This is a genomic window from Alkalidesulfovibrio alkalitolerans DSM 16529 (assembly GCF_000422245.1).
Lineage (GTDB): Bacteria > Desulfobacterota > Desulfovibrionia > Desulfovibrionales > Desulfovibrionaceae > Alkalidesulfovibrio > Alkalidesulfovibrio alkalitolerans.
The window spans coordinates 1-12,678 of sequence record NZ_ATHI01000027.1 but is presented as its reverse complement, the minus strand read 5'-3'; the positions used below and the strand labels follow the sequence as shown (position 1 = coordinate 12,678).

Here is a 12,678-nt window from a genome sequence, read left to right as displayed (position 1 = left end):
AGGGACCGTTAGTCCAGGATCGCCAGGATGTCGTCCTCGCGCATGACGAGGTACTCGACGCCGTCGATCTTGACCTCGGTGCCCGCGTACTTGTTGAAGAGCACCTTGTCGCCCTTCTTCACGGACATCTCGATCTTCTTGCCCTCGGCGCTGACCTTGCCGGGACCGGCGGCCACGACTTCGCCCTTGATGGGCTTTTCCTTCGCGGAATCGGGGATGATGATGCCGCCAGCGGTCTTTTCCTCTTCTTCGAGGCGCTTGACCAGGACACGATCGTGCAAGGGTTTGAGCTTCATGTACTTCCTCCGTCTTGTGGTGTCGTTGAGTAGTTGTTGGTATTGGCACTCATCGTCGTCGAGTGCCAACAAGGCGACGCATCGTCGTATAGGTACGGCACTGCCCTTTGTCAACACCGTCCCGAGAAAAAACCTCCGTCCTTTTTCGCTCCCCCCTCGTTCGTGGGCTCGTGATGGAACGCACGAGCGCTCCTCGGGACTGGCGCGGCCGGTTCGACTGGTATATTGTCGAAACAATCATGAACGCCCCAGAGAACGACGACCACCACGGCGAGCCCGCGAGAGAGAGGAAGCCGGATGAGTCCGGGCGCGCCGAGCCCCGCCGCGTTCGGCGGGCCTCGGACCAGGCCAGGGGCGAGACGGGTCGTCTGGCGCTTCTGCTCGCGCCTATCCTGGCCCTTTTCGCAGCCCTGGCCCTGGCCATCCTGGTGGGCGCCCTCGGGGGAGACGAAGACGCGGTGTACATCGACTTCGACCGCCGCGTGGACGTGACCGTGGCCGAGGCCACGCGCGGCATAACCTACGCCTACCTGCCCCAATATTCCCACACCGCGTCCTACGAACGCCACCACAAGCTCGTGGACTATCTGCGCAAGGAAACGGGGCTGTCCATCCGGCAGGTCTATCCCGACACTTTCGAGGACCACATCAAGATGGTCGGCGACGGAGCCATCGACATCTCTTTCGTCAACCCCTTCGTCTACGTGCAGATCAACGAGCGCTACGGCGCGCAGGCCTTCGCGCGCATCGTGGGCAGCGAGGAGGACGGCGGATTCTGGGGCGAGATACTGGTGCGCGCCGACAACAAGACCATCCGCACCCTGGACGACGTGCGCGGCAAGCGCTGGATCGCCGTGGACCCGTCCTCGGCCGGCGGCTACCTTTTCCCGCTCGGCCACTTCCTGGAGAACGGCCTGCGCAAGCGCGACTTCGCCGAGGTGGCTTTCGCGCCCGGTCCCGGCGGCAAGCAGGAGAAGGTCGTGCTCGGCGTACTTTCCGGCAAGTATGACGTGGGCACGGTGCGCGACGGTACCCGCGCCTTGCTGGCGGATCGCATCGACATGGGGCAAATCCGCGTCCTGGCCGTCACGCGCGAGTATCCCAACTGGCTCTTCGCCGCGCGTCGGGGGTTGAACCCCGAGATCCTCATGGACGTGAAGAAGGCGCTCTTGTCCCTGGACCGCGACAATCCGGGGCATCGCGAGATTTTGGACGCGGCCCGCTTCGAGGCCATTCACGCGGCCGTGGACGCCGATTTCGACCCGGTGCGCGAACTCGTCGCACGGCTCGCGGCCGAGGGCGAGGTCGCGCCGTGAAAAACCCGGCCATCGCCCTGCGCCATGCCTTGGAGCGTCTGCCCTTCGCGGCCAAGATGTACCTGGTCATCGGCAGCCTCCTGGCCGCAACGGGCCTTGCGGCCATGCTCCTGACCACGGCCATCGCGGGTGAGGCCCTGACCGACGAGGCCAAGCGTCGGGCCGAGTCGCTGGCCATGAGTCTGGCCGCGCGCTCGGTCGATCCGCTGCTGGCCGTGGATTTTTTGCGCCTGAAGAACATGGTTGACGAGACCGTGAACACGGGCGCGGACATCATCTACGCCTTTGTGATCGATCCCCAGGATCAGGTCATGGCCCACTCCTTTTCGGGTGGTTTCCCCATCGAACTGTTGCGCATCAACCTGCCACCCGATCCGGCCGCGCCCATGGAGCCGGGCGCGCGCCGTACCTCGGCGCGGCTGCTCGACACGGGCACGGAGCTCATCTACGACTTCGCCGCGCCCGTGAGCCTGGGCGGCAATCTTCTGGGCGTGGCCCGCGTGGGCCTTTCGCAGACCTCGGTGCAGGCCGCGCGGCGCGAACTGGCCTTGGCCATCGTCGTGGCCGTGGGACTGGTGGCCGTTTTGGCCGTTGGGCTTGGCTCGCTCTTCGCGCGCACCGTGACCCGACGCATCGCGGTCCTGCGCGAGTCCGCCGAGGAGATCATGCACGGCAATCTCGACGTGCACGCCGGGCCGCGTCTGGCCGAGGCCTGCTGGGAGATAATGGATTGCGACCGCACTGATTGCCCGGCCTACGGCGACCGTTCGCGCCGCTGCTGGCACTTGGCCGGGACGCTCTGCGAGAATTGCGGCGAAGCCGAGTTTCCGGCCAAGCTCGACAGTTGCCTGGATTGCCGGGTTTATCGCCAGAACCGGGGCGACGAGATCCAGGATCTGGCCGAGGCCTTCGACGTCATGGCCGTGTCGCTGCGCGACCATATCCGCGAACTCAAGAGCGCCCAGACAGATCTGGCGCGACAGCAGCAGCTTTTGCGCACCATTTTCGACGTCACCCCCGATCTGGTCAGCCTGCAAGACGAGAAGGGGGCGTACCGCGCCGTGAACAAGGCGTTTCGCCGCTACTTCGGCTGCCGCGACCAGGACGTCATCGGCCGGGCCGACCCCGCGCTGTTCGCCATTCAGGGCGCGGAGGTCAACGCGGCCGAGGACGCCTCCCTGCTGGAAACCGGCAGGCCCGTATCCAAGGAGATCATGGTCGATCACGAGACCAGCAAGCGCTGGTTCCACGTGGTCAAGGTGCCGGTCACGGACAGCGGGGGGAGGATCATCGGTCTGCTCATGACCGCGCGCGACATCTCGGCCCTGAAGAACTACCAGGACCAACTCATCCAGTCGCAGAAGATGGAGGATTTGGGCAGGCTCGCGGGCGGCGTGGCGCACGAGATCAACACCCCGCTGGGCATCATCCTGGGCTATGCCCAGATGCTGCTGGAAGACCTGCCCGAGGGCTCGCAGCCGCGCGAGGACGTGGCCATCATCGAGAAGCAAACCAAGGTCTGCAAGAAAATCGTGGCCGACCTCCTGGGCTTCTCCCGCCAGTCCGCCAACGTCATCCGGGAGATGGACCTCAACGAGTCCATCGAGGAGGTCGTCTCGCTGGTGCGCACCATCTTCCGCCAGGAGCGCGTGGAGATCGAAACCGACCTCGACCCGACCATCCCGCCCATCTGGGGCGACAAGGAAAAGCTCAAGTCTGTGTGGCTGAATCTGGTGAACAACGCCTTCGACTCCATCGGCCAGGACGGGGCGATATTCATCCGTTCCAAGCTCTGCCGCCATCGCAGGCGTGTGGTCCTCTTTTTCGCGGACACCGGGGCGGGCATCAGCCAGGAGAATCTGAAGAAGATTTTCGACCCCTTCTTCACCACCAAGCAGGTGGGCAAGGGAACCGGCCTTGGCCTGTCCATTTCGTTCGGCGTCATCAAGGACCACCAGGGCCGCATCTCCGCCGTTTCGCCCGCGCCTGTGGAATACCTGGGCAACGGCCCCTCGGAGCACACCAAGCCCGGGCCGGGCACGGTCTTCGTCATCGAACTGCCCTTGAGCCGCGAAGGGCTGCCCGACGAGGAATGCGAGGAGACGGCCTCCATGCGCGCGGGCGTGAGCGTCTGATCGCCGGGGCGGGCCGGGAGGCGTTTGTGGTTAGAGGGCGAATCCCGCCCTGGGCGGCTGAAAGTGATTGACGTATTTTCCCTTGCCCCGCACTCCCGGCATGGGTATGGGAAGGGCGTCCAAATGACGCCGACGCGACGAGGGGGGAGCGCCGGGCGGTTGGGCGCCGACACGCCGTGCGCCGCCGTCGCCGCTTACGCATACACATGTTGCTGAAGTCCCTGTCCACCATTCACGGCCGCATCCGGGCCTATTCCCTGCTTCTGGTGGCGCTGCCCATCGCCATTTCATTGCTCGTCTTCGTGTTTTTCATGCGCACCGGGATCATCGACGACAAGGAAGCCGAGATCGAGGAGCGCCTGACGGTTCAGGCGGCCGTCATCGACCGCTGGATGCGCTCCCGCCTGCAGGATGCGATGCTCGTGGCCTCGCTCCCGGCCGTGCGGCGCGTGGACATGGAGGCCATGATGGAGGCCTTCGCCGCCTTCGCGAGCACCAGGGTCGACGTTTCCGGCGTTATATTCGTCGGGCCCGACGGCCGCACGCGCATGGATACGGCCGCCTCGCCTGGGCTCGACGTCTCGGACCGCGCCTATTTCAAGGAGGGGCGCGAAGGCAGGCCGTTCATTTCGGACGTGCTCATCGGCCGTGTCTCGGACCAGCCCATCATCATGTTCTCCGCGCCGGTGTTCGACAACCAGGGGGTATTTCAGGGCGTGATCGTGACGCCCGTGCGCATGACCACGGTCAGCAGCCTTTTGTCGCGCATGCGTCTCGGCAAGACGGGCGAGTCCTTTCTCGTCACCGGCGACGGAAGCCTCCTGACCGAGCTTTCTGGCAATGGCCCCGCCTCGCAGGGCGCCAATGCGCCGCCGCTGCTTTCACCGCTGAACACACCCATACTCGGTGCCGTGGCCAGGGGCGTGGAGATGCACGGCCCATACCGCAACCACGCCGGAAAGCGAGTTGTGGGCGCGTATGCGCCGCTCACGGTCAAGCCGTGGATACTTGTGGGCGAGATTCCCGAAAGCGAAGTCATGGGCGGCGCCAGGACGGCCGTTGCCGTGGCCATGGGCGCGGGACTTTTGACCATCCTTTTGCTCACGCCGCTGCTCATCCGGCTCGCGCGCTCCATCGAACGGCCCATCGAGCGGCTGGTGGATTTCTCCGAGTCCATGCGCGAAGGCGAGTACGCCGCAAGCTGCCTGCCGAAAAAGATGCAGGGTGCGCCAGACGAGGTCTCGCGACTGCACGATTCGTTTTGCACCCTGGGCGAGACGTTGCGCGAGACCATCGGCGAGTTGGAGAGCATCTCGGTCACTGATTCGCTCACGGGGCTTCGCAACCGCCGCTATCTGATGCAGGAGGGGGAGCGGCTGGTGGCGCGGCACATGCGCAGCGGGCAGCCGCTCGCGGCCCTGATGCTCGACATCGACCACTTCAAGAAGGTCAACGACACGCATGGCCATCAGACGGGCGACGCCCTGCTCAGGCACGTGTCCGGTATCATGGCCGAGACGGTGCGCGGCTCCGACGTTCTGGCCCGCATCGGCGGCGAGGAGTTCTGCATTCTCGCGCCGAGCGCGGACGAGGCGCAGGCGGTGCTTCTGGCCGAGCGCATTCGGGAGCGCGTGCAGATGTGCCCGCTGCCGCTTGGCCGCGAGACGCTTGCCTGCACGCTGTCCATCGGCGTGGCGCGGCTGGCCGAGGACGTGGAGTTCGGCTCCTCGCCGCTTGAGGACGCGCTCGCGCGCGCCGACGCGGCACTCTACGAGGCCAAGCGGACCGGGCGCAACCGCGTCGCGGCCGCAAGCGTCCTGCCGCCGTCTTCCGACCAGACCGCCTGATTCTTTCCCCGTCGCGTCTTATTCGGTCCGCAGGGCCGCGATCAGTTCTCCGAGCACCCGGTCCGCGTCGCCGTTCCCCACCTGGCAGGTGCCTGCCTGGCGATGCCCGCCGCCGCCGTAGCGCAGCATCAGCGCGCCCACGTCCGTTTCGCAGGTCCGGTTCAGGATCGAGTGGCCCACGCTGAACACGGTGTTCTTGTCCTTTTTGCCGGGCGTCACCTGGATGGAGACGTCGGGCTCGGGGAAGAGGGCGTACATCAGGAAGCGGTTGCCCGGATGGATGGGGTCCTGGCCGCGCAGGTCCAGGACCAGCACGTTTCCCTCCCGCCGCGCCCGGGCCAGAAGCATCTCCCGAAACCGCTCCTGGAGCGCGAAATAATGCTCCACGCGCTCGCGCACGTCGCGCTGGGCGAGGATCTCCTCGATGGGCATCTCGCGGCAGTAGTCGATGAGATCTTCCATGAGCTGGTAGTTGGAGATGGTGAACTGCTTGTGGTAGGCGAGGCCGGTGCGGGGGTCCATGATGAAGCCGAGCAGAATCCAGCCTTGGGGCCGCTCGATCTCCTCGCGGGTCAGTTCGCCCGAATCCACGCGGTCCACATGCTCAAGCATCTCGTCGAACTTGCCGCCGAAACGGGCGTGGCCGCCGAAATACTCCCAGACGATGCGCGCGCAGCTTTTTGCGGGCCTGGACGCGCCTCTGAAGACCAGCCCCTTGGGCAGGCGCAGATCCTCGCTTGAATGATGGTCGAACCAGTAGCCGCAGCCGGGGATGTAGGGCACGTTGGCCACAATGTCGTCCGGATCGCCTGGATACCGGCCGTCCTGCACGTCCTTTGGGTGCACGGAGAGCCAGTTGTCCACCAGGCCGATCTCCTTGAGGAGAACGCCGCAGGCCAGGCCGTCGAAATCCGCTCTGGTCACGAGTCTCATGCGGAACAACTCCTTTCGCGCGCAGGGCGCGGCCTGGAGGGTGCGGCAACGGCTCGGGTGGGACGGCGAAAGGAGGGTTTCGCCGCATTTCAGGACAATCTTTACCGCATGCGCCAGTCTAGCCAAGTTGCGGAATACCTTGTTCTCTTCTCAATATTTTAATCTCTTGTATTTGCATTACAAACGTAGGGTTCTTTAGCATATGAGGGTGATGGGGCTGCTTGGAGTGGCAGTCTGTGCAGAGAACGCTAAGGTTGGAGTTGTTGTTATTGTTTCCATCTCCGTCTTTGTGGTGAAGGTGAATGCAAAAGCGCTTTGAGCTTCCGTCAACCCCACAAATTTGGCATATGAAATTCGCTTGCTCTTTGTATCGATCTGCAATTTCTCGGTGGTTTGGGGCATAAGGCTCTTTGACAATAACTTGCTCTGTTTTTCTTATTTTTGAAGGAATCTCAGGCTGAAATCTATCAAAAAAAACTTTTAAAGAATAAGGCTTTGGCATCATCCCTTTGCTTTCTAGTAAAATTTTGCAATTCTTGCATAACTCAAGTGTGACTTCGATCTCACAGGCGGGGTAAACAGATTGATCGATGACGGGAAACGTTCCATCGCTTCGCGTCGTAGAAACATATCTATCTTTTCTCCCGCTAGCAATCATGCCTTCGATTGTTTGACATTTGCACAGGTGATAGCGGTATGTAGACGTTTTATTGTAGCGGTTCACGCCTTGTTTTTGTTTCTTAATGTAAGCACACGCTTTTATGCCGTTGACTTCAATTATTCCATCTTTTCCGATGGCGACATCAACTTGATCAAGCGCGACAGCTTCAAGTTTGAGTTTTTCTGCAAAAGCAAGTTGAGGATTTTGTATTTCCACAGTTTTAGTCGAAGATACTTCTCGTTCAAAAACTACAGGCTTAAGATCTGGAATACTATGTATTCCCATTTTCAAAAGGAGTTCTTTTATTTCTACGCACCTAAGGTAGTCAGGAAGATTCATTTTTCAAACTGCTCTAGTATCTCTACAATTTTCTGTTCTGCGTTTGTACGCGTACGGAATTCTACTCGACGCGAGAGTTGTTTCTGCTCGCGCCCTTCACTGTCTAGGACCAAGCGACTTGAAGACAAACCGTTTGCTGTAATATGCTTGCGCATCTTTGCTTCTAATCCAGCGTCATCAATTATGCTGAAGCAATACTGAAGAACAGACCGAGTTCTGTCTTGAGATAGGTTCATATTATTAAAATATGCAATATGCTGTGGCGTTTCGCCGTTTCCCCATTCTGATGATGTGTGTCCCTCTATCCTGATTTCATCAATACTTTCTTCATATTCTTTGGCAAATATTATACGGAGGTAGCGAGGAAAAAAGTCGTCAAGGATTGCTTTGAAGGAGTCTGTAACTTCAAAGCTGCCTGTGTGAAACAGGACTTCCGGCTCCATAAATTGGACAGACAGTGTTTCTTTATCGATCCGAGCCTTCCATTTTGGAAGGTCTTTGTCAAATTCTTCCATAAGTTTGTTATATAAGCTAACTTGCGTCTCCTGATACGCCACAGCAACTTTTTTTATGCGCTTTTGCCCTTCTTCGACGTTGTGCATGTATGCAATAGCTATCAATAAAAATACAAGCATCAAACCTGACATTAGGTCAGAGATAGAGGGCCAATACTCCTCTGTCTTGTCGCTAGTTCCGGTTAGCATTGCTGTTCTCCGCGAGCTTGATCACTTCACGGAGGCGTTCCGTGAGAGGTGTGTAGTCGGAAACAAACTGGTTTGATAACGCGGTCAGCGCTCCGGCAAGCGAATTCAAAGATTTGGTCAACTCTTCTTCAAGAGATTTTTCGATGGCCTGTATATTGTCTTTCGTATGGATCGACAGAGTTTCAAAATTATTCTTCAACTCATTTGTTGTTGATGAGACAAAGTCATTGGTCGCCTTGTGCAAGGTTTCTTGGTTGTCTGACAAGGTAGCAATTATCAATCTGATACTATCCTCAAGGTTTTTTGTTGTTCTGTCAACAAAGCTGGTTGTGTTGTTTTGAAGAATTTTTATCTCATCGATAAGCAGGTTCATCTTGGATGAAATCTCGGGTACAACTTTTGATGCTTCAACACCAATATCACGAATAGAACGCATAGAAGACTCAAGAAGCATGTTATTGCTGGAAATCATCTTTGTGTGCTCGTCAAGTTCTGTGCTCGAAGTAGAGATTGTAGAAAGGCTTGAGTCAATGCTTTTAAGGGTAACATCGAACTCCTTGATTCTTGCAACCGAATCTTCAAGCAACGATATCAATTTGTCGACATGCGTGATTGTGTCAGCTAGCTGTGACTGGTTTTTCTCGATTACACCTTTGTAGTCATGCTGCCATTGATTTAGGCGAGTTGTTGATTCTGAAAGATCTTTGAATGATTCGCTCACCAAATCGTTAAGCATGGCGTTGAATTTATCAACGACCTGCTGTAGCTCTTTAACAAGAGATTCAGATGCCATTTTAGAAAAATGATCTGCAAAGTCCTGGAAGGCAGCTTTCGTCTCCCGGCGACTGTCTATAAGCTCTTGCCGAATTAGTTTTACTTGAGAGACAAGAGAGTATTCTTCTTCAGATTTAAAGCACGAAACAATTGCTTTTTCAATGTTCCTAAGGCAGTCAATTGGGTTTTCAGAGCCACCAATGTTTTTATCATCCTGCCTTGAGTAATATGCCTTTAGGGATATCGAGGCAAACATGCCGAGTAGCGATGTTGCAAATGCGGTCTTCATACCTCCAATAAGTTGGGGAATGCTATTTGATATGTCGCTCTCATCGAACTTCATAAGTCCTATCGATATTCCATAAAATGTTCCAAGGATGCCAATTGATATGGCAATGCTGGGGAGCGATGACACGAGACGTCCCCTAGACTTTCCTCCATGTAAGAGTCCGCCCCCAAGACAGACTAAAATTAAGATAAAAAAAACGTTGTTCACAGGAGTAAACAGTGAAGTCCAGTCATTGGGCACAGCACGCTCCTCAAAAGACGCTTTCGATGAAACAAGATCGCTGCTTCAACATTTGCACGTTGGCTTTTTATCAGCAAACGCGTTGGCATTCAATAGAAAGAGGAGGGTGCTATTGCCGCTGAATCGTTGAACTAATATGTTTTATCTTTTCGCTCGCGAAGTGTCGCGCTGAGAGCGTCCCCATCCGTTGGATTGGTTGGTAGCCCAAATAAGGTGTGGTCCTGTTGCTGTCTTCGCTGCCTGCGGGTGCTCAACACCACAACACGACTGTGGAGGGCGGTCTCGAAGACGGAAAAAGCAGTTCCGAGGGCTGGTCTCGGGCCAAAGGGGCGCTTCTTGCCCCCTGTCGCGTCGTGCTTTGCGGTTCTCGGGCCGTCCGGGGGGAAGACAGGACCGAAAAAAAAACGTAGAACACGGGCGCGAGGATTCAGGCGACGGGAACCCCGCGGCGAGAACGGCACTCGGAGGAAACTATGGCTGGGCTGTATGTGGGCGCGACCGCCGGATATTCCGGCAAGAACATGATCGCCCTGGGCATAGGGCTGTGGCTGCAGAAGAACAACCGCAAGGTCGGCTACCTCAAGCCCGTGGGCGCCATGCCCGTGGAGCGTAACGGGGCCTGGGGCGACGAGGACGCGTTCTTCATGCAGGAAGTGCTCGGTCTCGACCAGGACCCGGCGCTGGTCACTCCCGTGCTCGTCACCGAGGAGTTCAAGGCCAAGGCTTTCAGCGGCCAGTGCCAGGATCTCATGTCCTCCATCCGCCACTCCTACGAGACGCTTTCCAAAGGCAAGGACGTGACCCTGGTGGCCGGCTCGGGCAGCATGTATTCGGGCAAGTACTGCAACGTGGACGGCGTCTCCGTGGTCAAGGACCTCGGTATTCAGGCCATCGTCATCGACCGCTTCGAAAAGGAGCTGAAGTACGACTATCTGGCCGTGATGCGCGAACGGCTGGGCGACCAACTGCTCGGCGTGGTGCTGAACGACGTGCCCAAGACCTACATGGACGAGTTGAAGACACTGCTCGTGCCGTTCTTGGAGCGCATCGGGGTCAAGGTCCTGGGCGTCATCCCGCGCGACCCGCTGCTTGGGGCCATCAAGGTCGTCGACCTGGCCCACCGCCTGGGCGGCAAGGTCATCTCGGCCCACGCCAAGGCCGACCGCGTGGTCGAAAATTTCCTCATCGGCACCATGCAGGTCGAAAACTTCCTGACCCACTTCAAGAAGCACCGCAATTCGGCGATCATCGTCGGCGGCGACCGCTCCGACGTGCAGCTCGTGGCCCTGGAAGGCGACTGTCCCTGCCTCATCCTCACGGGCAACCTTTATCCCAACGAGATCATCCTCACGCGCTCCGAGGTCTTGGAGATTCCGATCATCATCGTGCGCGAGGACACCTTCTCCGTGGCCAAGAAGATGGAGACGCTGCTCTCGCGCCACAAGTTCCGCGACGCCGTGAAGATCAAGCAGGGCGCGGAGGTCGTGGCGGCCAACGTCGATCTGGCCTACATCCGCGAAAAGCTCGGAATCTGACAGGCCGTCCCAAAAGCCCCATCGGCCGCGTTGGCGCGGAAAGTTCAAATCCCCGCGTATCCTTCGATGCGCGGCGGCCTTGAACTTTTCTTGCGCCGTGCATCTGGAGCTTTGCAAACGGCCTGGAAAGCGAAATCCGTCAGCACGCGAAAGCCCCTCGCGGCCGAAGGCCGGGAGGGGCTTGCAACGCGCGCGGCCGAAAAGCCGTCATCCGCCATACTCTGGCGCCGGGCCGCGCGTGGCTGTGCGGCGGAAAGCCTACTTCGCCAGGGGGAAGCCCGCGCCCTTCCAGGCGTAGAGCCCGCCCGGATGGCGGTAGACGTTGGTGTAGCCGAGCTTCTTGGCCCACAGCGCGCCGTTGTGCGAGCGGGTGCACTTCACGAACCCGCAGTAGAAGACGATCAGCGCGTCCTTGTCCGCGCCGAGCATGGCCACGAAATCCTCCTGGGATTTGCCCTCGGTCTCGGCGTTGTCCCAGGCGGTCATGGTCGGGATGGGGAACAGGAACTGCTTGGCGCCGGGGAAGTGTCCTTTCTGGTAGCTCGCCTCGAAGGGCATGGTGTCCACGAGAACCATGGGCTTCTTCTCATCCATCCACTGCTTGAGGGTCGCGGTGTCCACGTACTTGTAGCCGCCCTCGACGGCCAGCAGGGCCAGGTTCGCGCCGAGCAGGGCGTACTTCTCGTTGACCACCTCTTCCTCGAAGATGTTCTGGGCCAGGGCGGCCGGAGCCAGGCAGAGGATCAGGGCCAGGGTCAGGGCCAAACGTTTCAACGACATGCGGGGCACTCCTTGGGGGTTTTGGTGAAAGGGGACAGCGGGTTTCTCGGGGAGAAGCCGCGCGCCGCGCGCGCGACGTAAAGCCAGACGACAGCCGCGAGCATGCCCAGGTCGCGGTACAGCGATGTCCACAGGCTGCCGAAGGCCTTGGCCTGCGGTTCGGCCGGGCCGTAGCAGCCGCAGTCAATGTCCAGGCCCATGCGCAGGGCGTAGACAATGATGGCGATGAAGAGCAGCAGCATGGCCGCGATGCCGCCGAGGCTGCCGCGCACGTCCAGGGCCAGGGCCGCGCCGAGCGCGATCTCGGCCACGGGCAGCCAGCGCGAGGCCGGACCCACGAGCCAGGCGGGCACGAGGCCGAAGGCCTCGATGGTCACGGCGAAGACGCGCGGGTCCTGCAGCTTGATGACTCCGGCCACGATGAACAGCGCGGCCAGGGCGAGGCGTACGGCCAGATAAAGGAGCTTGGGGAAGAACACGCGCCGCATACAGAGCGTCCCAGGGTTTCGAGGCAGGCAAGGGATGGGATGATGAGTAGCCTGCCTGGGAAGGCCGGGACAAATCGTTTGTTTCGATTGTGTCTTTGAGATGTATCGGAAAAATCAATGCAGCACGGCCGGAACGCGTGCATCGCCGCCGCACCGGCGTCGGATTTGCCAGCGATGGTTTCGAAGCGAATCGTGGGGTCCAGGGGCCCAGCCCCCTGGCGGTGGAGGCGTAGAGGAGGCAGCGCCTCCTCCACAAAGATGGTCGACTTGAAGCAACGCGGCAGATGGCGTCTTTTCAGCCCTTGATGGCGTTAATCTTCTCCAAGAGGAATTTTTCCAGG

11 protein-coding genes are annotated in these 12,678 nt (G+C 59.3%); 4 read left to right on the top strand and 7 right to left on the bottom strand.

All coding sequences use genetic code 11. From position 1 onward, the window contains the following. Positions 1-8 precede the first annotated feature (8 nt). Positions 9-296: a co-chaperone GroES gene (gene groES, locus DSAT_RS09700; protein ID WP_020887331.1), complete on the bottom strand. Its 288-nt coding sequence runs from the start codon at positions 294-296 to the stop codon at positions 9-11. A 173-nt stretch (positions 297-469) separates the two neighbouring features. On the opposite strand from groES, the gene DSAT_RS09695 reads away from it, so the two are divergent. The 3 genes from DSAT_RS09695 to DSAT_RS09685 all read left to right on the top strand — a co-directional run bounded on the left by DSAT_RS09695 (position 470) and on the right by DSAT_RS09685 (position 5,594). Beyond that, positions 470-1,612 (top strand): phosphate/phosphite/phosphonate ABC transporter substrate-binding protein, encoded by a 1,143-nt coding sequence (locus tag DSAT_RS09695; RefSeq protein ID WP_020887330.1) that lies wholly within the window; start codon positions 470-472, stop codon positions 1,610-1,612. A 56-nt stretch (positions 1,613-1,668) separates the two neighbouring features. Beyond that, positions 1,669-3,747, top strand: coding sequence for an ATP-binding protein (locus tag DSAT_RS09690; RefSeq protein ID WP_052167383.1), 2,079 nt, complete (start codon positions 1,669-1,671; stop codon positions 3,745-3,747). A 206-nt stretch (positions 3,748-3,953) separates the two neighbouring features. Further along, positions 3,954-5,594: a sensor domain-containing diguanylate cyclase gene (locus tag DSAT_RS09685; RefSeq protein WP_020887328.1), complete on the top strand. Its 1,641-nt coding sequence runs from the start codon at positions 3,954-3,956 to the stop codon at positions 5,592-5,594. A gap of 18 nt (positions 5,595-5,612) precedes the next feature. On the opposite strand, the gene DSAT_RS09680 is transcribed toward DSAT_RS09685, so the two are convergent. The 4 genes from DSAT_RS09680 to DSAT_RS09670 all read right to left on the bottom strand — a co-directional run bounded on the left by DSAT_RS09680 (position 5,613) and on the right by DSAT_RS09670 (position 9,534). Then, positions 5,613-6,527: a DHH family phosphoesterase gene (locus tag DSAT_RS09680; protein WP_020887327.1), complete on the bottom strand. Its 915-nt coding sequence runs from the start codon at positions 6,525-6,527 to the stop codon at positions 5,613-5,615. A 118-nt stretch (positions 6,528-6,645) separates the two neighbouring features. Next, positions 6,646-7,527, bottom strand: a complete 882-nt coding sequence (locus tag DSAT_RS15185) for an HNH nuclease (protein WP_020887326.1) — start codon at positions 7,525-7,527, stop codon at positions 6,646-6,648. After that, positions 7,524-8,231, bottom strand: coding sequence for an OmpA family protein (locus DSAT_RS09675; RefSeq protein WP_020887325.1), 708 nt, complete (start codon positions 8,229-8,231; stop codon positions 7,524-7,526). The genes DSAT_RS15185 and DSAT_RS09675 overlap by 4 nt, the downstream gene beginning before the upstream one ends. After that, positions 8,215-9,534, bottom strand: coding sequence for a MotA/TolQ/ExbB proton channel family protein (locus tag DSAT_RS09670; RefSeq protein WP_020887324.1), 1,320 nt, complete (start codon positions 9,532-9,534; stop codon positions 8,215-8,217). Before DSAT_RS09670 ends, DSAT_RS09675 begins: the two co-directional genes overlap by 17 nt. 473 nt (positions 9,535-10,007) lie before the next feature. On the opposite strand from DSAT_RS09670, the gene DSAT_RS09665 reads away from it, so the two are divergent. Further along, positions 10,008-11,069: a phosphotransacetylase family protein gene (locus tag DSAT_RS09665; protein WP_020887323.1), complete on the top strand. Its 1,062-nt coding sequence runs from the start codon at positions 10,008-10,010 to the stop codon at positions 11,067-11,069. 258 nt (positions 11,070-11,327) lie between these two features. On the opposite strand, the gene DSAT_RS09660 is transcribed toward DSAT_RS09665, so the two are convergent. Together DSAT_RS09660 and DSAT_RS09655 are read right to left on the bottom strand one after the other, a co-directional pair. Further along, on the bottom strand, positions 11,328-11,849 hold the full coding sequence (locus DSAT_RS09660) for a rhodanese-like domain-containing protein (protein WP_020887322.1): 522 nt from the start codon (positions 11,847-11,849) through the stop codon (positions 11,328-11,330). Next, positions 11,840-12,337, bottom strand: a complete 498-nt coding sequence (locus DSAT_RS09655) for a MauE/DoxX family redox-associated membrane protein (protein ID WP_020887321.1) — start codon at positions 12,335-12,337, stop codon at positions 11,840-11,842. Before DSAT_RS09655 ends, DSAT_RS09660 begins: the two co-directional genes overlap by 10 nt. Positions 12,338-12,678: the final 341 nt, after the last annotated feature.

Coding starts and splice junctions, on each gene's coding strand:
- groES (WP_020887331.1), bottom strand. CDS start 296: ATGAAGCTCAAACCCTTGCACGATCGTGTCCTGGTCAAGCGCCTCGAA.
- DSAT_RS09695 (WP_020887330.1), top strand. CDS start 470: ATGGAACGCACGAGCGCTCCTCGGGACTGGCGCGGCCGGTTCGACTGG.
- DSAT_RS09690 (WP_052167383.1), top strand. CDS start 1,669: ATGTACCTGGTCATCGGCAGCCTCCTGGCCGCAACGGGCCTTGCGGCC.
- DSAT_RS09685 (WP_020887328.1), top strand. CDS start 3,954: ATGTTGCTGAAGTCCCTGTCCACCATTCACGGCCGCATCCGGGCCTAT.
- DSAT_RS09680 (WP_020887327.1), bottom strand. CDS start 6,527: ATGAGACTCGTGACCAGAGCGGATTTCGACGGCCTGGCCTGCGGCGTT.
- DSAT_RS15185 (WP_020887326.1), bottom strand. CDS start 7,527: ATGAATCTTCCTGACTACCTTAGGTGCGTAGAAATAAAAGAACTCCTT.
- DSAT_RS09675 (WP_020887325.1), bottom strand. CDS start 8,231: ATGCTAACCGGAACTAGCGACAAGACAGAGGAGTATTGGCCCTCTATC.
- DSAT_RS09665 (WP_020887323.1), top strand. CDS start 10,008: ATGGCTGGGCTGTATGTGGGCGCGACCGCCGGATATTCCGGCAAGAAC.
- DSAT_RS09660 (WP_020887322.1), bottom strand. CDS start 11,849: ATGTCGTTGAAACGTTTGGCCCTGACCCTGGCCCTGATCCTCTGCCTG.
- DSAT_RS09655 (WP_020887321.1), bottom strand. CDS start 12,337: ATGCGGCGCGTGTTCTTCCCCAAGCTCCTTTATCTGGCCGTACGCCTC.